Origin of the sequence: Nitratireductor sp. B36 (assembly GCF_020833685.1) — a bacterium.
GTDB lineage: Bacteria > Pseudomonadota > Alphaproteobacteria > Rhizobiales > Rhizobiaceae > Nitratireductor.
Genome location: NZ_JACKZY010000005.1, coordinates 249,061 through 266,535, shown reverse-complemented (window position 1 = coordinate 266,535; position 17,475 = coordinate 249,061). Strand labels below are relative to the sequence as shown.

The 17,475-nt window shown below is 61.2% G+C and carries 19 protein-coding genes; 9 read left to right on the top strand and 10 right to left on the bottom strand.

Annotation, left to right across the window (positions count from 1 at the left end; translation table 11 throughout):
• Position 1 precedes the first annotated feature (1 nt).
• The 3 genes from H7H48_RS19855 to H7H48_RS19845 are packed head-to-tail and all read right to left on the bottom strand — an operon-like array spanning position 2 to position 2,231.
• The gene (locus tag H7H48_RS19855) at positions 2-646 is read right to left on the bottom strand and encodes a CDP-alcohol phosphatidyltransferase family protein (RefSeq protein WP_229450873.1); all 645 of its coding nucleotides are present in this window, start codon (positions 644-646) and stop codon (positions 2-4) included.
• Positions 643-1,593 (bottom strand): phosphatidate cytidylyltransferase, encoded by a 951-nt coding sequence (locus tag H7H48_RS19850; protein WP_229450872.1) that lies wholly within the window; start codon positions 1,591-1,593, stop codon positions 643-645. Before H7H48_RS19850 ends, H7H48_RS19855 begins: the two co-directional genes overlap by 4 nt.
• Positions 1,593-2,231 (bottom strand): lysophospholipid acyltransferase family protein, encoded by a 639-nt coding sequence (locus tag H7H48_RS19845; RefSeq protein ID WP_229450871.1) that lies wholly within the window; start codon positions 2,229-2,231, stop codon positions 1,593-1,595. The genes H7H48_RS19850 and H7H48_RS19845 overlap by 1 nt, the downstream gene beginning before the upstream one ends.
• A gap of 212 nt (positions 2,232-2,443) precedes the next feature.
• Here H7H48_RS19845 and ugpB point away from each other — a divergent pair, with 212 nt between their 5' ends.
• From ugpB to H7H48_RS19825, 4 genes are read left to right on the top strand one after another with little or no spacing between them, the layout of a single operon-like run.
• Positions 2,444-3,766 carry a sn-glycerol-3-phosphate ABC transporter substrate-binding protein UgpB gene (gene ugpB, locus H7H48_RS19840; protein ID WP_229450870.1) on the top strand — a complete coding sequence of 441 codons (1,323 nt, stop codon included), beginning with the start codon at positions 2,444-2,446 and terminating at the stop codon, positions 3,764-3,766.
• Positions 3,767-3,826: 60 nt separating this feature from the next.
• Entirely contained in the window at positions 3,827-4,708 is an 882-nt protein-coding gene (ugpA, locus tag H7H48_RS19835; RefSeq protein ID WP_229450869.1) for a sn-glycerol-3-phosphate ABC transporter permease UgpA, read from the top strand.
• Between the two features lie 12 nt (positions 4,709-4,720).
• A complete protein-coding gene (gene ugpE / locus H7H48_RS19830; RefSeq protein ID WP_229450868.1) occupies positions 4,721-5,557 on the top strand; it encodes a sn-glycerol-3-phosphate ABC transporter permease UgpE in 837 nt (278 codons plus the stop codon).
• A gap of 16 nt (positions 5,558-5,573) precedes the next feature.
• Positions 5,574-6,647 (top strand): sn-glycerol-3-phosphate import ATP-binding protein UgpC, encoded by a 1,074-nt coding sequence (locus tag H7H48_RS19825; RefSeq protein WP_229450867.1) that lies wholly within the window; start codon positions 5,574-5,576, stop codon positions 6,645-6,647.
• 3 nt (positions 6,648-6,650) lie between these two features.
• Here the strand turns inward: H7H48_RS19825 and H7H48_RS19820 are convergent, their stop codons facing one another.
• From H7H48_RS19820 to H7H48_RS19800, 5 genes are read right to left on the bottom strand one after another with little or no spacing between them, the layout of a single operon-like run.
• Positions 6,651-7,136, bottom strand: a complete 486-nt coding sequence (locus H7H48_RS19820) for a hypothetical protein (RefSeq protein ID WP_229450866.1) — start codon at positions 7,134-7,136, stop codon at positions 6,651-6,653.
• A 27-nt stretch (positions 7,137-7,163) separates the two neighbouring features.
• Positions 7,164-8,222, bottom strand: a complete 1,059-nt coding sequence (locus H7H48_RS19815) for a D-TA family PLP-dependent enzyme (RefSeq protein WP_229450865.1) — start codon at positions 8,220-8,222, stop codon at positions 7,164-7,166.
• Positions 8,223-8,226: 4 nt separating this feature from the next.
• On the bottom strand, positions 8,227-9,138 hold the full coding sequence (locus tag H7H48_RS19810) for a MurR/RpiR family transcriptional regulator (protein ID WP_229450864.1): 912 nt from the start codon (positions 9,136-9,138) through the stop codon (positions 8,227-8,229).
• Positions 9,139-9,140: 2 nt separating this feature from the next.
• Complete coding sequence (locus tag H7H48_RS19805) at positions 9,141-10,208, bottom strand: ABC transporter ATP-binding protein (protein ID WP_229450863.1); 1,068 nt, start codon at positions 10,206-10,208, stop codon at positions 9,141-9,143.
• Between the two features lie 10 nt (positions 10,209-10,218).
• On the bottom strand, positions 10,219-10,977 hold the full coding sequence (locus H7H48_RS19800; protein ID WP_229450862.1) for an SDR family NAD(P)-dependent oxidoreductase: 759 nt from the start codon (positions 10,975-10,977) through the stop codon (positions 10,219-10,221).
• 316 nt (positions 10,978-11,293) lie between these two features.
• Between H7H48_RS19800 and H7H48_RS19795 the strand changes: the two genes are divergently transcribed.
• From H7H48_RS19795 to H7H48_RS19775, 5 genes are all read left to right on the top strand, one after another.
• A complete protein-coding gene (locus H7H48_RS19795) occupies positions 11,294-12,526 on the top strand; it encodes a sugar ABC transporter substrate-binding protein (protein WP_229450861.1) in 1,233 nt (410 codons plus the stop codon).
• A gap of 84 nt (positions 12,527-12,610) precedes the next feature.
• Complete coding sequence (locus H7H48_RS19790; protein WP_229450860.1) at positions 12,611-13,486, top strand: carbohydrate ABC transporter permease; 876 nt, start codon at positions 12,611-12,613, stop codon at positions 13,484-13,486.
• A complete protein-coding gene (locus H7H48_RS19785; protein ID WP_007007193.1) occupies positions 13,483-14,307 on the top strand; it encodes a carbohydrate ABC transporter permease in 825 nt (274 codons plus the stop codon). Before H7H48_RS19790 ends, H7H48_RS19785 begins: the two co-directional genes overlap by 4 nt.
• Before the next feature lie 25 nt (positions 14,308-14,332).
• Complete coding sequence (locus H7H48_RS19780; protein WP_229450859.1) at positions 14,333-14,698, top strand: RidA family protein; 366 nt, start codon at positions 14,333-14,335, stop codon at positions 14,696-14,698.
• Between the two features lie 24 nt (positions 14,699-14,722).
• On the top strand, positions 14,723-16,201 hold the full coding sequence (locus H7H48_RS19775; RefSeq protein ID WP_229450858.1) for a M81 family metallopeptidase: 1,479 nt from the start codon (positions 14,723-14,725) through the stop codon (positions 16,199-16,201).
• Between the two features lie 22 nt (positions 16,202-16,223).
• Here H7H48_RS19775 and H7H48_RS19770 read toward each other — a convergent pair whose 3' ends face one another.
• Together H7H48_RS19770 and H7H48_RS19765 are read right to left on the bottom strand one after the other, a co-directional pair.
• Positions 16,224-16,688 (bottom strand): Rrf2 family transcriptional regulator, encoded by a 465-nt coding sequence (locus H7H48_RS19770; protein WP_229450857.1) that lies wholly within the window; start codon positions 16,686-16,688, stop codon positions 16,224-16,226.
• 4 nt (positions 16,689-16,692) lie between these two features.
• A complete protein-coding gene (locus H7H48_RS19765; protein WP_229450856.1) occupies positions 16,693-17,154 on the bottom strand; it encodes a group III truncated hemoglobin in 462 nt (153 codons plus the stop codon).
• Positions 17,155-17,475 lie beyond the last annotated feature (321 nt).

The window sequence follows — 17,475 nt, the reverse complement described above, 5'->3', positions numbered from 1 at the left end:
ACTAGGCCTGGCCGCGCAGCTCCTTCACCAGCCGCACGGAGCGGCGCAGTGCTGTCAGGACCGCGCCGATGGCGACGATCCAGAGTGCCACCGTCAACACCTCGCCACGCCCGTTCCAAAGAGGTTCGAACAATGAAAGCGCGGCGGCAAGTGTGATCGCCGCCATCCGATGCGGTTTCGCCATGGGGCCGGAGAAATCCGCTTCCTGGCCGCAGGCGCGACCCAGCTCACGCACATAGGCGGTGAGGACGGCGAACCCTGCCGCTGCCCAGCCAAGCGCAGGCTGGTCGACCCCATAGCCCACGCCGATGAGGATCGCGATGTCGGCCACACGGTCGGGGAACTCGTTCCAGAAGGCGCCATCCGGCGATCCCTTACCCGCCTCCACGGCCACCATGCCGTCGAACAGATTGCACAGCAGCCGGCATTGCACCAAAAAACCGGCCAGAACCAGGAGCAAAGCCCGCGCAGCGCCCTCCGTCTCGCCCACTTGCCAAAAGGCAAGACCGGCAAGCGCCGCGAACACCACACTCGCCATGGAGATCTGGTTGGGCGTGATGGATGTTTCGGCCAGCCGGCGGGCCATGGCCTTCGCCCAGCCGGTGTCGCGGCTGGCGAGTGGGCGGCGGTTTTCGGTCTTGTTCATGTGAGAGACCACCAGTAACGCACGAGGTGAAAGAAGATGGGGGCGGAAAAGATCACCGAATCCAGCCGGTCGATGAAGCCGCCATGGCCGGCGATCAGGTGTCCCCAGTCCTTCACGCCACGGTCGCGCTTGATGGCCGACATGACGAGCCCGCCGAAAAAGCCCATGAGCACGATGACAAAGGACAGCAGTCCCGCCTGAAATGGCGTGAAAGGTGTCATCCAGAACAGTGCCGCGCCGACAAGCGTGGCGCTCAGCGCACCGCCGATGAAGCCTTCAACCGTTTTGGAGGGAGAGAGTTTTGGCGCGATCTTCGTGCGCCCAAGCATTTTGCCCCAGACATATTGCAGCACGTCGCTCGACTGCACGACGACCACCAGGAAGGCGATCAGAAGCAGGTTGCGCCCCTCATAGCCGGGGATCTGCAGCGTAAGCAGCGCCGGCACATGGGAAACGCAGAAGACGCAGATCATCAGCGCCCATTGGACTTCCGCCACACGCACAAGGAAATGGTCCGTGTCGCCTCTCACGGCCGAGATGATGGGCATCAATAGAAACGCATAGACCGGAACGAGGATCGAATAGAGCCCATACCAGTCGATATAAACCAGATAATACTGAACCGGCAAAACAATGAAGAATGCGGAGGCAAGCGCCCAATGATCGCCGCGCCGTGTGTCCGTCAGCGTCACGAACTCACGCAGGGCGGCGAAGGAAGCGAAGCCGAAGAGCAGAATGGCTCCCAATCGGCCGAAAAGCAGCGCGCCGCCCATCAGGATGATCATAACCCACCAGGCATTCACCCGGTCGTTCAGGTTTTCGATGACGGTGTTGGTTCCGTCGGGGGAGAGCTTGCGCTTGAGAAGGCGTCCTGCGAGAGAGGCCAGAACAAGTACGGCGGTGAGCCCGCCAAGCAGTTTCAGAAGGTCTATCTGATGCTCGTTCATCATGCGTTGCCTTCGACTGTTTCGGAGGTGGATAGGAGCGCGTCGCGTGCTCGCTTCACAAACACGTCCTTGGTCTCGTCGGATTCCACACGCAAGGGCGCACCAAACGTGACCGTGCAGATCAGCGGAATCGGAACAAACTCTCCTTTTGGCATGACACGGTTCAGATTGGCGATCCATACCGGAACGAGATCGATGTCGGGCCGTTGTTTTGCCAGATGAAAGATCCCGCTTTTGAAAGGCAGAAGCGGATTGTCCGTCTCATTGCGTGTGCCTTCGGGAAAGATGATGAGCGAGGCGCCGCCATCCAGTGCATCGGCCATCTGCTTGATCGGGTCGTCGGCACGTGTCTTGCGGTCGCGATCGATCAACACGGCGTTGAACACATCGCGGCCGATAAAGCGCCTGATGGAGGATTTCAGCCAATAGTCCGCGCCCGCCACCGGACGGGTCTGCTCGCGTAGGCGCGGAGGCAGGACCGCCCACAGGAGAATGAAATCGCCATGGCTGACATGATTGGCAAAATAAATTCGCTGTCGGGGGACAGGTTCAATGCCATCCCAAACGGCCCGCACGGCAGTGATGAAGCGCGCGAAGAGCGTGATAGCACCAGCCGCGAGCCGCGCCAGGAAACTCATTTGATCCTCAGACCCAGAATTCGATTCGACCCTGCACTTGTATAGGATGGCGAGAGGCTAGGCCAATCGCGTGAGCGCCTTGCTGTAGTATGAAATTTCTATACTGGAAAAGGTATGGACAATGTATTCTACAGATGCTGTCATCCAACGGTAACATAAGCCGACCAAGAGAGACCGGTTAACCGGCGATCGACGCTACAGGGAGAGACACAATGAGATTTCGCGCAATGCTTTCCGCAGCCACGGCTCTGACCGTGGCGCTTCCGGCCATGGTCGGCGCCGCACAGGCGCAGACCCAGGTCCAGTTCTGGCATGCCTTCACCGGCCGTCTCGGTGAACTGCTGGAAAAACAGGTCTCCGATTTCAATGCCAGCCAGGAAGATTATGAGGTCGTTGCCACCCTCAAGGGAAATTACTCCGAAGCTCTGAACGCCGGCATCGCCGCCTTTCGTGCTGGCGAACAGCCGCACATTCTGCAGGTTTTCGAGGTTGGCACCGCCACAATGATGGCGGCCAAGGGCGCCATCAAGCCGGTCTATGAAGTGATGGCGGAGGCTGAAGCCGAGTTTGATCCGAACGCCTATCTCGCGCCGGTCGCGGGCTATTACACCAATACGGACGGCGAAATGCTGTCCTTACCATACAACTCCTCTACGCCCGTTCTCTACATCAACAAGAAGGCGCTTGAGGAGGCCGGTCTTGACCCCGAGGCGAAGCCTGCCACCTGGCCGGAAGTCGAGGAACTGCTCGTCAAGCTCAAGGAAGCCGGTTCTGCATGCCCGCTGACGACGGCATGGCAGTCCTGGATTCATCTCGAGAATCTCAGCGCCTACCACAATGTGCCGTTTGCCACGCAAGCCAACGGCTTTGCCGGCACCGACACCGAACTCGCCTTCAATGGCGATCTGCAGGTGCAGCACATCGACAAGATGGGCGAATGGGCCAAGGAAGGCCTCTTCAGCTATTCGGGCCGCCGCAATGAGGGCGGTGCGCGCTTCCGCTCGGGCGAGTGCGCCATGTTCACCGAATCGTCAGCCGGCTATGCCGGTGTGAAGGCCGAGGCCGACTTCCCCTTTACCGTGACAAACCTGCCTTACTGGCCGGATGCGGAAGGCGCACCCTACAACACGATCATCGGCGGTGCTTCGCTGTGGGTCATGTCGGGCCACGAGGCCGAGGAATATGCCGGTGTTGCCGCATTCCTCAACTATCTCTCCAGCGCTGAGGTGCAGGCCCAGTGGCACCAGGACACCGGTTATCTGCCGATCACCACCGCCGCCTATGACCTGACCAAGGAGCAGGGTTTCTACGAAGAAAACCCGGGCACCGATATCGCCATTCTGCAGATGACGGGCAAGGCTCCGACGGAAAACTCCAAGGGCATCCGTCTTGGCAATTTCGACCAGATCCGCGCCATCATCGACGAGGAGCTGGAAGCCGTCTGGCAGGGCCAGAAGGACGCCAAGACAGCGCTCGACGAAGCCGTGAACCGCGGCAACGAGCTGCTGCGCCGCTTCGAGCAGTCGACGCGATAAGTCTGTGAAACCTGCGGGGCCGGCAGCAATCTTGCCGGCCCCTTCCTATCCGGTCGGCCCATGGAAAAGCGCGTTACCTTCGATAACCGTATGCTGCCCTATCTGCTGCTCGCGCCGCAGCTTGCAGTGACGATCGTTTTTTTCTTCTGGCCGGCCGGTCAGGCTCTTTATCAGTCGCTGCTTCTGCCCGATCCGTTTGGGCTTGGAGCGCGCTTCGTCTGGTTTTCCAATTTCGAATATCTCTTCAACGACCGGTATTATCTCCAGTCCTTCGTCACCACGGCCGTTTTCACCTTCTTCGTGACGCTGGTTTCCATGTCGGTGGCGCTGCTTTTTGCCGTGATGGCCGATCAGGTGATCAAGGGGGCAGGGGCCTACAAGACGCTGCTCATTTGGCCCTATGCCGTGGCGCCCGCCGTGGCCGGCGTGATGTGGCTCTTCATGTTCCAGCCGTCCATCGGCGTGGTTGCATTCTACATGAAAGCCATGGGCATTGACTGGAACCCCGTTCTCAATGGCGGTCAGGCGATGACGCTGGTCATCCTCGCCGCCGCATGGAAGCAGATCAGCTACAATTTCCTGTTTTTCCTGGCCGGCCTGCAGGCGATCCCCAAAAGCCTGATCGAGGCGGCGGCGATCGATGGCGCGGGCAAATGGCACCGCTTCCGCACCATCATCTTCCCGCTTTTATCGCCCACCACATTCTTCCTGCTCGTGGTCAACATCGTCTACGCCTTTTTCGAGACCTTCGGCATCATCCACACCATGACGGCGGGCGGGCCCGGCCAGTCCACCACCATCCTCGTCTACAAGGTCTATTCCGACGGGTTCGTCGGGCAGGACCTCGGCTCCTCCGCCGCCCAATCCGTCATTCTGATGGTTGTCGTGGGCATTCTGACCGTCATCCAGTTCCGCTTTATCGAGCGGCGCGTGCACTATTGAGGAGGGCGGAGCATGGTTGAAAAACAGGGCTTTGGCACGATCTTGATGCATGCGGTGCTGATCATCGGCATCGCCATTGTCTGCTTCCCGATCTATCTCACCTTTGTCGGCTCGACGCTGACCCATTTCGAGATCATCCGCCCGCCCATGCCGCTGGTGCCGGGGCCGCATTTCATCGACAATTACAGCGAGGCGCTGACGGCGGGCATCACCGCGCCGGTGGGGCGCATGCTGTTGAATTCCTTTGTCATGGCCATGGGCATCGCCATCGGCAAGATCGCCATTTCGATCCTGTCGGCCTATGCGATCGTCTATTTCCGTTTTCCGTTTCGCATGTTCGCCTTCTGGGCCATCTTCATGACGCTGATGCTGCCGGTGGAGGTGCGGATCGTGCCGACCTATGAGGTCGTGGCTTCGCTTGGCATGCTCAATTCCTACACCGGGCTGATCCTGCCGCTGATCGCTTCCGCCACAGCCACCTTCCTGTTCCGCCAGTTTTTCATGACCGTGCCGGATGAGCTGGTGGAGGCTGCGCGTGTCGACGGTGCGGGGCCGCTGCGCTTCTTCAAGGACATTCTCCTGCCGCTCTCGGTCACCAACATCGCGGCCCTTTTTGTGATCCTCTTCATCTATGGGTGGAACCAGTTCCTCTGGCCGCTTCTCATCACGACCAAGCCGGAGATGAACACCATCGTGATGGGTCTGAAACAGATGATGCCGACCGCCGATGATTACGGCAACTGGCCCGTGACCATGGCCGCCGCAACGCTGGCCGTTCTGCCGCCGGTGGCGGTGGTGATCTTCATGCAGCGCCTTTTCGTCAAAGGCCTTGTCGAGACAGAGAAATAGAAGGACCGAAATCGGCATGGCGACGATTTCCATACGCGACGTTCGCAAATCCTACGGCAAGACCGAGGTCATCCATGGTGTCAGCCTGGATGTGGCCGATGGCGAATTCATCGTCATTGTCGGCCCGTCCGGCTGCGGCAAGTCCACGCTCCTGCGCATGGTGGCCGGTCTTGAGCGCATCACCGCCGGCACGATGGAAATCGGCGGGCGTGTCGTCAACGATCTGGAGCCGCGCGAGCGCGACATCGCCATGGTGTTCCAGAACTATGCGCTCTATCCGCATATGTCGGTCTTCGATAACATGGCCTATGGTCTGAAGATCGCCGGCAAGACGAAGGACGAGATCCGCCAGCGGGTCGATCAGGCCGCCGCCATGCTGCAGCTCGAACCCTATCTCGACCGCAAGCCGCGCGCGCTTTCCGGCGGCCAGCGCCAGCGTGTCGCCATGGGCCGCGCGCTCGTGCGCAACCCGGCCGTCTTCCTGTTCGACGAGCCGCTGTCAAACCTCGATGCCAAGCTGCGTGTGCAGATGCGACTTGAGATCAAGCAGATGCAGCGCTCCGTCGGCACCACCGCGCTTTACGTGACGCATGATCAGGTGGAGGCGATGACACTGGCCGACCGGCTCGTGGTCATGAATGCCGGCATTGCCGAGCAGATCGACACGCCGATGGCCGTCTATGAACGCCCCGCGACACGCTTCGTTGCAGGCTTCATCGGATCCCCGGCCATGAACATCCTGAAGGGAAGTGTTTCAGGCTCCGACTTCGTGCTGGAAGGAGGCGGAAAACTCGCGCTCGACACGAAGCCGGCCGAGACCGGCCGGCCGCTGCTCTTCGGCGTGCGTCCCGAGCACCTGCAGATTGCCACAGCGAAAGAGGCGACGCTCAATCTTTCCGTCACGGCGGTGGAGACGCTTGGAGCCGACACACTGGCCCATGGCACACTGTCAGGCGCCAATGGTGCCGGCGGTGAGCTGATCGCCCGGCTCCCCGGCAGCGCAAAGGTCGCGCCCGGCGACACACTTCCGCTCACCGTTCAGGAGAACATGACCCATCTCTTCGATGCCGAGACGGGCAAGCGCGTTTGAGCCTCAGCCGCCCAACGGGTGCGGCATGTAGCCGACAAAGCCGGTGATCTTCCAGCGCCCGTCGATCCTGGCGCAGAAATAGAGCGTCTGCCAGTTCAGCCGGTCGACGCTTCCATCGGCCTTCGCCACATTGCCATTGAACTTCTTGTGCAGCACCGCGCGGTCGCCATCGATGTCGATGTCGCGCATGTTCGTCACGCGGAAGAGCGCATCGCGCAGCGGCTCGGCAAACTTGGTTGCCGCTGTTTCCCTGCCCTGCCGCAGCCATTCGTCGCGGTAGGTCTTCACATCGGGAAACTGAAGCCGCCAGGAATCCGCGTCGTTGAGGAAATGCGCATGCATGCCGAAAAACCGGTCCTCGGCAAAATCCCCTTCCACCATCGACCAGTCCTGCGCCAGAAACGCGTCGATGTCGCGCCGCACCAGCATCTCCCAGAGATAGTGACGGTCGGCATCGCCTTCAGGGAAGGGGTTCTTGTCGTAGGTCATATGCTTGTTCCTCGGAATGACTGGTTCTCAGGTCAGGCGGCCACGGGCGGCAACGGCAAGTGTTTCGGTGACCCTGTCGCCCTCAACGAGGTTCACAGCGTCGTAAAGGTTCGACACCGGGCAGACATGATTGGGAATGATGCGCACCTTCTCGCCGATCTCAGGTTTCGTCGCACATTTCGAAAGGTCCACAATACCATGCTCCTCGCTGAGCGAGGCGATTACCGCATCGGGATACCCCACGATGTGCCCATGGCCGGGCACGGGTGCGGTGTCGGCAGCGAGTGCCTTGGAGCCGGCATCGATGATTGCGCGGTTTTCGGTCGGCCGGCTCACCACCGTGGCCAGCACGGTGAACGCGCAGTCTTCCAGCGTGCCATGACCGAAAGCCACCTGCATGCGGTCGGAATAGATATAGGTGCCGGGCCGGTGTTCGGTGGCGCTGGTGATCTTCTGGGCCTGGTAAAAATCGGGCGACCCGCCATTGGAAACCGTGTTCACCGCCAGCCCGCTCTCCCCGAGCGCGGCGATGGCATCCGCCAGCCAGCGCTCCACCTTTTCCGGCTCGCCGCGCGGCGGGTAGGTCATCAACCCTTCGAAGCGCAACCCCGGTGCTGCATCGATCTGTTTCGCCAGCGTAACGACTTCTTCCACCGTCTGCACGCCGCAACGGCCCATGCCCGTATCGCATTCCACGAGCACGGGGAGGGGATGGTCGGGATCGGTGAACTGCCCGGCATAGCCGGCAATCGTCACCGCGCTGTCTGCCGTCACCGATAGCTTCACACGTTTGTGCAGGGCAAGAAGCCGGTCGAGCTTGGCCGTGCCGAGAATGTTGTAGGGAATGAAGATGTCGGTCAGCCCCGCATCGGCCATGACCTCTGCCTCGCCCACCTTCTGACAGGTGATGCCGGCCGCCCCCATCTCGCACTGCATGTTCGCGAACAGGGGCAGTTTGTGGGTCTTGATGTGCGGGCGCAGTTTCAGCCCGTGCGTGTCCGCGTGGGCCTGCGCGCGGGCAAGGTTTGCGCGAACTTTCGCAAGGTCGATCACCACGGCAGGTGTTTCAAGGTCGAGAATGCGCAAGGCATCAGTCTCCGATGGGAAGGTTGGGGTTCTTGATGTTCTGGCTCGCCAGGCTGTGGCGCACCCGCCTGAGCGGCTCCAGCACTTTCGTGCCAAGCGTGAGTGCGGTCGCCATGGCGATCATGTCCACCGCGGCGAGCAGCGTGTAGCGCATGGAAGACGGCTTGTAGAGATTGCCGTCCTCCTTGAAGGTGAGAGGCAGGATATCGTCGCCGGCAGCGGCCAGCGGCGAGTTTGGGGTGGTCACCACAAAGGCGCGCGCGCCATATTGCCGGGCGATCGTCACCGCATCCATCACCGAGGCGGCCTGCCCGGAAACGGAGAAGCCGATCACCACAGCCTTGGGCTCCAGCACGGAAGCGCTCATGCGCTGGAGCTGCGGGTCCGTGTGCGCGGTCACGTGCAGCCCGAGGCGGAAGAGCCGGTTCTGCAGTTCCACCGCCGCAAAGGAAGAGCTGCCGCCCGTGCCATAGACAAGGATCTGGCTTGCCCGGCTGATCTGCCTGGCCATGGGCTCGAGATCGATGTCTGCAAGCGCCATCGTCATGAGATCAAGGGCTGCATGGGCGCCCGAGGCAACCTTGGCCACCACCTGACCGGAGAGCGGCAGTTCCTCCACCGGTGCGCTCGGCTCCCGCAGATAGGCGCCACCAATGGCGAGCGCCTGCGCCAGATGAAACCGCATCTCCCGCGTGCCGGGAAACCCCAGCGCCCGTGCCAGCCGCGTGATGGTCGGCTCGCTCACGCCTGCGCGCTCGGCGATCTGCGCGATCGGCGCGTGGGCGGCAAATTGCGGATCGGCCAGAATGCTCTCCACCAGGCGGATTTCCGCGCCGCGCCCGCGCTCAAGGCGATCCTGCAACCGGGCGATGATATCGACCGTGCGTTCGCTGTCGTCGGGCACGCGTTCGTCCATGATCAGTGTGGCTCCAGCCTTTGTCCGCCTTCGCGGTCGAAGATGTGCACATGCTCGACCGGCACGGAAAGCGCAAGCGTCTCGCCCGGTTTCGGCAATTCCCTGTCGCGCAGCACGACACGCACATCCTCTCCGGCAATCGTGCCGAACACATGGATCTCCGGACCGGTCGGCTCCACCACCTCGACCTGAAGTTTCAGCGGCCCTTGCGGGTCCCTTTGATAGGATTCGGGGCGAATGCCAACGGTCACGGTTTCATGGCCGAAGCCCTGCGCAACGGGGAGGCTCGTCCCATCCTGAAGCACCGCCACGGGTGTCGCGCCCACCACACCTGTTTCCGCTTGCAAAAAGCTCATCGCCGGCGAGCCGATGAAACCGGCAACAAATGTGTTGGCGGGGCGGTCGTAGAGCTCCAGCGGTGTGCCCACCTGCTCGATATCGCCGCCATTCATGACCACGATCCGGTCGGCCATGGTCATGGCCTCGATCTGGTCATGCGTCACATAGACGATGGTCGTGCCAAGCTTCTGGTGCAGCGCCTTTATCTCGGTGCGCATCTGAATGCGGAGCTTCGCGTCGAGGTTCGACAACGGCTCGTCAAAGAGAAACACTTTCGGATCGCGCACGATGGCCCGGCCCATGGCGACACGCTGGCGCTGGCCGCCGGAGAGCTGGCCCGGCTTGCGGTCGAGATAGGCGCCAAGATTGAGTATTTCGGCCGCTTTCTCGATGCGCTGTTCGGTCTCGTCCTTCGGCTCGCCGCGCACGCGCGGTCCGAAGCTGATGTTTTCCCGAACGCTCATATGCGGAAAGAGCGCATAGGACTGAAACACCATGGAGGTGTCGCGCTTCTGGGGAGGAATGTCATTGGCGCGCGCGCCACCGATGAAAAGGTCCCCGCCGCTGATCGGCTCCAGCCCAGCGATCATGCGCAACAATGTGGATTTTCCGCATCCGGATGGCCCGACCAGGACCACGAACTCGCCATCGTCGATCGCCAGCGAGAGTTTCTCGATCACGGTCAGCGAACCGTAGCGCTTGGAAATGTCCTTCAATTGCAGTTCTGCCATGAAGCGCTCCTCAGCCGGCTATCTGTTCGAGAAAGGGCAGGTTGCCGGCAGAAATCCCGGCATCCACGGGAAGCACCGTGCCGGTGATGCCGCTTGCAAGCGGTGAGGCGAGAAAGGCGGCGGCACGCGCCACTTCGGCGGGCTCGACCATGCGCCCCAGCGGATAGAGCTGCCGCACCTTTGCCAAGATGCCCGGATCGCGCTCGATGCGGTGGTCCCATGCCATGGTGCGCACTGAACCTGGCGTGATCGCGTTGGCGCGTATGCCATGCCGGCCTTCCTCCGTGGCGATGGCGCGCATCCAGGCGATCAGCCCTGCCTTGGCCGCCGCATAGGCGGGGTTGCCATAATGCGAAAGCGCGTTGATCGAGGAAATGAAGACGAAGGCCGCCTCCTTTCGGCCTGCGCGCATGGCAGGCAGGAAAGCCTGTGAAAGCCGCGCCGCGCTGCGCAGGTTCAGGTCCAACTCGTGAGAGAGCGCCTTGGGCGTCACATCATCCAGAGTTTCGGCGCGCGTCCAGCCGGCGTTTGAGATCACGGCATCCGGAACGCCCCCGTCGCAGATGCGCCTTGCCGCCGCTTCAACCGCACCATCGTCCAAAAGGTCAAAGCGCTGTGCTTCCCCAACCCCGTCAAACGACAGGTCGGCCTCCTCCAGGTCGCAGGCGACCACAAACGCGCCAAACCCCGAAAGGACGTCCACCATGGCCCGGCCGATGCCCCCGGCCGCACCCGTTACCACGATCCTGTGATCCTTCAGATCGATCATTGCGCTCCCGTTCTTCCCCTCATGTCGTCCGGTTTTCAGAAGTCTCCCCGGTTACCAGCAGTTTTACTGTCTTTTTTCGGGTCTGTTCCGGGCTGTGTGACACCGTCCCCATTGGGACTGTCAGCAAAGATTTGCCGATAAATCGTAATTTAGCAACATGAATGTGTGATTTCACTTGCGTATTTCTATTTTCTGTAAAAAAATTACACAAAAGATCGCCATCCGCGCCGGGCGGCGATCCCAAGAAACAGTGCAGGCGCAAATGCCCTTTGCCGGGCATGCATCAGAAACCCGAGAGAGGAACAGGGAGTTACCAATGAACAGCACCGCATTGAAAGCCACCGTCGCCGGTGTCGCGCTTCTATCCATGGCTGGGTGGGCGCAGGCCGAGACCGTGCGCGTCACCGTGGCTGAATACAGCTCCAAGACCGGCCCCTATTTCGAAGAGGCCGCCAAGGCGTTCGAGGAGGCCAATCCCGGCTCCGATATCCAGATCGAGGTGGTGCCGTGGGATGTGCTTCTGCAGAAGCTGACCACCGACATTTCCGGCGGCGCCAATGCCGATCTGTCGATCATAGGCACGCGCTGGCTGATCGACTTTGTCGAGCAGGGCATTGCCGCGCCGCTGGACGATTACATGACGCAGGATTTCAAGGACCGGTTCTTCCCGGTCTTTCTTGAGCCCTCCGTGATGCAGGAAAAGACCTATGGTCTGCCCATCGCCGCATCGGCCCGCGCCATGTATTACAACAAGGCCCTGTTCGAGCAGGCCGGCATCGCCGAGGTTCCCGACACCTGGGACGAGCTTGCAGAAGCGGCCAAGAAGATCGGTGCGCTGGGTGACGACATTGCCGGCTTCGGCCTTCAGGGCAAGGAGATCGAGACCGACGTCTATTTCTACTACGCCTTCTGGGCTTATGGCGGCCAGCTTGTCGAGGAAGACGGCACATCCGGCCTCGACACGGATGCCGGCTACAAGGCGGCCGAGATGTACAAATCGCTGATCGATTCCGGCGCGACACAGCCCGGCGTTACCTCCTATAACCGCGAGGATGTGCAGAACCTGTTCAAGCAGGGCAAGGTCGGCATGATGATCACCGCGCCGTTCCTTTCAAACCAGATCAAGGAGGAGGCGCCGGATCTCGAATATGGCGTTGCCGCCATTCCGGCGGGACCGGATGGAGAGCGCGGCACCTATGGCGTGACCGATTCCATCATCATGTTCGAAAATTCCCAGAACAAGGATCTGGCCTGGAAATTCCTCGATCAGCTCTTCACCACCGAGTGGCGCGCAAAGTTCACCTCGGGCGAGGGCTTCCTGCCGGTTAATCCGGAGGTCGCGGCGCAGCCCGCCTTTGCTGACAATGCGGATCTGAAGGCGTTCACGGCGCTTCTGCCGGACGCCCGCTTCGCGCCCGTCATCGCCGGCTGGGAGGAGATCGCCGCCACCACGTCGGATGCGGTTCAGACCATCTATCTCGGCAATGGCGAACCCAAGGCCACGCTCGACGCTGCCGCTGAAGAGATCAACGGCATCCTCGGGCAATAGCAGATCCATTGAAAATGGCATGCGCGGTTGTGGTCGCGCATGCCGCTTCTGTCCGCTTGAAATCCTGCGAAAACTGACGGCGCCATGATCCGCTCGCCCCTGACAAATCCCTATCTGTTGATCCTGCCGGGGTTTCTTCTCGCCGCGTTCATCATCCTGTGGCCGCTTTACCAGCTCGGCACGATTTCACTCAACGACGTCAACCGCTTCGGCCAGTTGCGCGGGCTCAACGGCGTCGAAAACTATGTCGCCGTCTTCACCGATCCGGATTTTCTGGGCGCGCTGTGGCGCACCTTCATCTGGACCGGCGGTATCGTCGTTGGCACGCTCATCATCTCCGTGCCCGTCGCCATGATCCTCAACGAGGATTTTTATGGCCGCTCGCTTGCACGCGTCATCATCATGCTGCCCTGGGCTGTGTCGCTCACCATGACCGCCATCGTCTGGCGCTGGGCGCTGAATGGCGAGAGCGGCATGCTCAATTCGGGCCTGCAGAACATCGGTCTGATCGATCAGAACATCCAGTGGCTTGCCCGCGCCTCCACCGCCTTCCCGGTGCAGATCATGATCGGCATTCTGGTCACGATCCCGTTCACGACGACCATCTTTCTTGGCGGCCTCTCATCCATTCCCGACGATCTCTACGAGGCTGCCAAGCTTGAAGGTGCATCGCGCTGGCAGACCTTTCGCGAGATCACCTTGCCGCTGATGAAACCGTTTTTGAACATCTCGATCGTGCTCAACATGATCTATGTGTTCAATTCGTTCCCGATCATCTGGGCCACCACGCAGGGCGGGCCGGCCAATTCCACCGACATCCTCGTCACCTATCTCTACAAGCTCGGTTTCCGCTTCGGCAAACTGGGAGAGGCGTCCGCCCTGTCGGTGATGATGTTCGCGCTGCTTCTGGCCTTCACCATCCTCTATGTTGCGCTGGCCATGCGCAGGGAGCGGACATGAACCCCAAGCTGAAGAAATCGCTCCTCTACTGGGCGCTGCTGTCACCGCTCATCGTGCTGATCCTGTTTCCGTTTGCCGTGATGTTCATCACCGCCATCAAGCCGGCCAACGAGGTGCTGTCGCCCACCTGGTGGCCGCGTGAGGCGGCATGGCGCAATTTCATCGACATGTGGGCCGTCACCAATTTCGGCACCGCGCTGTGGAATTCGATCTATGTCTCGGTGCTGTCCACCGTTCTGGCGCTCGCGGTCTCCATTCCAGCGGCTTACGCCATGAGCCGTTTCCGCTTCAGGGGGCAGGGCTTTTTCCGCCAGTTCCTTCTGGTCACGCAGATGCTGTCGCCCATCGTTCTGGTGATCGGCCTGTTCCGGCTGGTGGTGTGGCTCGGCTTGCTCGACAACGTCAATTCCATCGTCTTCGTCTATGGCGCGTTCAATGTCGCGTTCACCGTGTGGATGCTGCAGAGCTATTTCTCGACCATCCCGAAAGATCTTGAGGAAGCCGCGTGGATCGAGGGCGCGAGCCCGGCCAAGGCGCTGGTGATGGTGTTCCTGCCGCTCGCCCTTCCTGCGATGACGGTGACCGCCATCTTCTCCTTCATCAATGCGTGGAACGAATTCGTCATTGCGCTCACCATGCTGCGGCGTCAGGAAAGCTACACGCTGCCGATCCAGATTTTCTCTCTTGTCGCCGGCCGCTATACGGTCGAGTGGCACCATGTCATGGCGGCCACCTTTGTCGCCACGATCCCCGTCGCCGTCATCTTTGCCTGGCTACAGCGCTATCTCGTGCGTGGTTTGGCCATCGGCGCGGTGAAATAGAGCAACCCGAAAACGGAGTTTATCAATGTCCAAACAGTGCTTCGGCACCTCCCATGTGCCGCTTTCCCCCGCCGTGCGCGCCGGCGATTTCGTCTACATCTCCGGTCAGGTTCCGGTGGGCGTCGATGGCGTTGTCGTCAAGGGTGGCATCACCGAGCAGACCGTGCAGGTGATGGAAAACGTCAAGGCGGCATTGGCGCTCGCCGGCTGCACGCTGGAGGATGTGGTCAAGACAACCGTCTGGGTGGAAGACGCCCGCGATTTCGGTCCGTTCAATGCGGTCTATGGCAAATATTTCCCGAAAGACCCGCCCGCGCGCACCACGGTTGAATCGCGGCTGATGCTCGACATCAAGATCGAGGTCGAGGCCGTCGCCTACAAGCCGCTCTGATCCACAAAGCCGGGACATCAACGCATGCGTGTCTTCACCGCCTCCTTCGCCACCGAAACCAACACCTTCTCACCGATCCCCACGGATCGGCGTGATTTTGAGATGGCGTTTTATGCGGGGCCGGGGAAGCATCCCGAGACTCCAACGCTCTGCTCGGCGCCCATCCCCGTGTTGCGGCGGCGGGCGCGGGAGGAAGGGTTCACCCTGATCGAGGGCACTGCCACGTGGGCTGAGCCGGGTGGCTATGTGCGGCTCGATGTCTATGAGGCGCTGCGCGACGAGATTCTGGATCAGCTTCGCGCGGCCATGCCGGTGGATTGCGTGGTGCTCGGCCTGCACGGCGCGATGGTTGCGCGCGGGCTCGACGATTGCGAGGGCGATCTTCTCGCCCGTGTGCGCGAGATCGTCGGCCCGGACGTGATCGTCGCCGCCGAGCTCGATCCGCACAGCCATCTGACGGCGAAGCGCGTTGCGGCGGCCGACATTCTGGCGTCTTTCCTGGAATTCCCCCACACGGATTTTCTGGAGCGCGCCGAGCATGTGGTGGATCTGGCGCTGCGCGCCACGCGCGGCGAAATCCGCCCGGTCATCTCCACCTTCGACTGCCGCATGATCGACGTCTTCCCGACGAGCCGAGATCCCATGCGCTCTTTCGTGGACCGCATAAAGGCGCTACAGGGCAGGGAAGGGGTTCTCTCCGTCTCGCTCATCCACGGCTTCATGGCCGGAGACGTGCCGGAAATGGGCACGCAGGTCATGGTCATCACCGACAATGAACCGGAGAATGGCTCAGCGCTGGCCGAAAAGCTGGGGCAGGAGGTGCGCGCCATGCGCGGCAAGACCGCTATGGAAAGCCTTTCTGCCGCCGATGCCATCGCCCGGGCAAAGGCCGGGGGCATCGGCGGCAAGCCGGTCGTCATCGCCGACATGTGGGACAATCCCGGCGGCGGCACGGCGGGAGACAACACCGCCCTTCTGCATATTCTCGCCAAAAGCGGCATCACCCGCGCCGGCGTTGCCACCATATGGGATCCGCAGGCCGTCGGCTTCGCGCATGGTGCGGGCGAGGGCACCATTCTCGATATGCGCATTGGCGGAAAGGCGAACGCCGCCAGCGGCACGCCGTTCGACGGGTCATTCGAGATCCGCAAGCTGGCTGAGGAAGGCTGGCAGACATTCGGTACCAGCCGTGTCACGCTCGGCCCCGCCGCGGTGGTGCGGCTTGTCGGCACCGAGATCGACATCGTGCTCAACACCAACCGCACCCAGACCTTCGAGCCCGACATTTTTTCCAATCTCGGCGTCGATCCGCTCGAAAAGCAGTTGCTGCTGATCAAGTCGACCAACCATTTCCACGCGGGCTTTGCTCCCATTGCCGAGGAAATCATCTATGCAGTCGTGGAGGGCTGCTACCCGAACAACCCAAAAACCGCCGGCTACAAAAAGCTCGGGCGTTCGATCTGGCCTATCGATGAGGATGCGTTTGACGAGCGGGCGGGATAGAACAGGGCAAGGGGCGCCGTTCTCAAGCTGATGCCACGGCATCAGAGGCTTCCATCTCGACACCGAGCAAGCCCGCAAGGGATTGCCGATTGGTCACAAGATCAGCCAGTGTGTAGCGATCGAACACGGCGAGATAGGCATCCAGCGCCTCGGCGACGATGCCTTTGAGCCGGCAGGCCGGCGTCAGCACGCAGGCGCTTTCTCCTGCGCCCATGCACTCGACAAGGGCGAGGCTTTCCTCCATGCCGCGAACAATGCCCCCTAGCTCGATGTTTTCGGGTACCTCCGCCAGCATGATCCCCCCTGCGCGTCCGCGCAGTGTCGTGACCGCGCCAAGTTGTGCGAGCCTGCGGGCGACCTTCAGCAGATGATTGTGCGAAAGCCCATAGGCTTCGGCCACATCACTCACGGTGCAGGGTGCCTCAGGCCGCACTGCCAGAAAGATCAGCATTCGCAGCGCATAGTCGGTGTGGAGTGTCATGCGCATCGCGTCACTCCCGCGACCGGGCGCGGGCCGCATCAGTCCCAAGCGCAGCAGGCAGGCGAAAGAACATGGCAAGCTTCAGGCTTTTGGCTATGCGCTCTGCCCGTTCCAAGAACGTCGCTGCAACCGCCGGCGGGCAAAGCTCCTCAACGGTTTCACGAAACAGCCCCAGCCAGATATCGAAGTCGGCTTCCACAACCGTTTTCAGTTTGAGATGCGCCGGCACCGGCCTGCCGTGATAGCTTCCGTCCTTGAGGATAACGGCGCACCAGAAATCGGTCATCTTCTCCAGATGGGGCTCCCAGTCATCCTTGATTTCGCCGGCAAAAATGGGCCCCAGCCGCGCGTCGCTTCGAACACGCGTATAGAACGTTCGCACCAGCCGCCCGATGAACTCCCTGTCTACGGCAGGGTCCTCAAGAGCTTTCTCTGGTTGAGGTTTTGGCCGGGCGATGAAGGTGCCGCTCATGGAACTCTCCAAAACTGGTATATTATATGCCAGTTTATCATACCCGCGTGTCCGCACAACATACGCGATGCCGCAGGCTCAAGTCTGGAATCAAGTTCTCACGGGGATGTTATCTGGGCTTTGAGCCGGAACCAGCGCTCGCACACAATGATCACCAGGGATGCGGCCGCAGATTGCGGCGCCGAGATAGGGATATCACAGCGGACGTTTTCAAATAAGCGCCGCAAATCCTGCCCTGAACGGCGGTATCCGCTCCCCGTATCGGCGCATCAACTATCAATTCTGCCTGTCGCGGTGAAACCATAAGTCAGCGCCTGGATC

What these genes read in the sequence shown, in the direction of transcription:
- H7H48_RS19855 (WP_229450873.1), bottom strand. Translation starts at nt 646, where the DNA reads ATGAACAAGACCGAAAACCGCCGCCCACTCGCCAGCCGCGACACCGGC.
- H7H48_RS19850 (WP_229450872.1), bottom strand. Translation starts at nt 1,593, where the DNA reads ATGAACGAGCATCAGATAGACCTTCTGAAACTGCTTGGCGGGCTCACC.
- H7H48_RS19845 (WP_229450871.1), bottom strand. Translation starts at nt 2,231, where the DNA reads ATGAGTTTCCTGGCGCGGCTCGCGGCTGGTGCTATCACGCTCTTCGCG.
- ugpB (WP_229450870.1), top strand. Translation starts at nt 2,444, where the DNA reads ATGAGATTTCGCGCAATGCTTTCCGCAGCCACGGCTCTGACCGTGGCG.
- ugpA (WP_229450869.1), top strand. Translation starts at nt 3,827, where the DNA reads ATGGAAAAGCGCGTTACCTTCGATAACCGTATGCTGCCCTATCTGCTG.
- ugpE (WP_229450868.1), top strand. Translation starts at nt 4,721, where the DNA reads ATGGTTGAAAAACAGGGCTTTGGCACGATCTTGATGCATGCGGTGCTG.
- H7H48_RS19825 (WP_229450867.1), top strand. Translation starts at nt 5,574, where the DNA reads ATGGCGACGATTTCCATACGCGACGTTCGCAAATCCTACGGCAAGACC.
- H7H48_RS19820 (WP_229450866.1), bottom strand. Translation starts at nt 7,136, where the DNA reads ATGACCTACGACAAGAACCCCTTCCCTGAAGGCGATGCCGACCGTCAC.
- H7H48_RS19810 (WP_229450864.1), bottom strand. Translation starts at nt 9,138, where the DNA reads ATGGACGAACGCGTGCCCGACGACAGCGAACGCACGGTCGATATCATC.
- H7H48_RS19805 (WP_229450863.1), bottom strand. Translation starts at nt 10,208, where the DNA reads ATGGCAGAACTGCAATTGAAGGACATTTCCAAGCGCTACGGTTCGCTG.
- H7H48_RS19800 (WP_229450862.1), bottom strand. Translation starts at nt 10,977, where the DNA reads ATGATCGATCTGAAGGATCACAGGATCGTGGTAACGGGTGCGGCCGGG.
- H7H48_RS19795 (WP_229450861.1), top strand. Translation starts at nt 11,294, where the DNA reads ATGAACAGCACCGCATTGAAAGCCACCGTCGCCGGTGTCGCGCTTCTA.
- H7H48_RS19790 (WP_229450860.1), top strand. Translation starts at nt 12,611, where the DNA reads ATGATCCGCTCGCCCCTGACAAATCCCTATCTGTTGATCCTGCCGGGG.
- H7H48_RS19785 (WP_007007193.1), top strand. Translation starts at nt 13,483, where the DNA reads ATGAACCCCAAGCTGAAGAAATCGCTCCTCTACTGGGCGCTGCTGTCA.
- H7H48_RS19780 (WP_229450859.1), top strand. Translation starts at nt 14,333, where the DNA reads ATGTCCAAACAGTGCTTCGGCACCTCCCATGTGCCGCTTTCCCCCGCC.
- H7H48_RS19775 (WP_229450858.1), top strand. Translation starts at nt 14,723, where the DNA reads ATGCGTGTCTTCACCGCCTCCTTCGCCACCGAAACCAACACCTTCTCA.
- H7H48_RS19770 (WP_229450857.1), bottom strand. Translation starts at nt 16,688, where the DNA reads ATGCGCATGACACTCCACACCGACTATGCGCTGCGAATGCTGATCTTT.
- H7H48_RS19765 (WP_229450856.1), bottom strand. Translation starts at nt 17,154, where the DNA reads ATGAGCGGCACCTTCATCGCCCGGCCAAAACCTCAACCAGAGAAAGCT.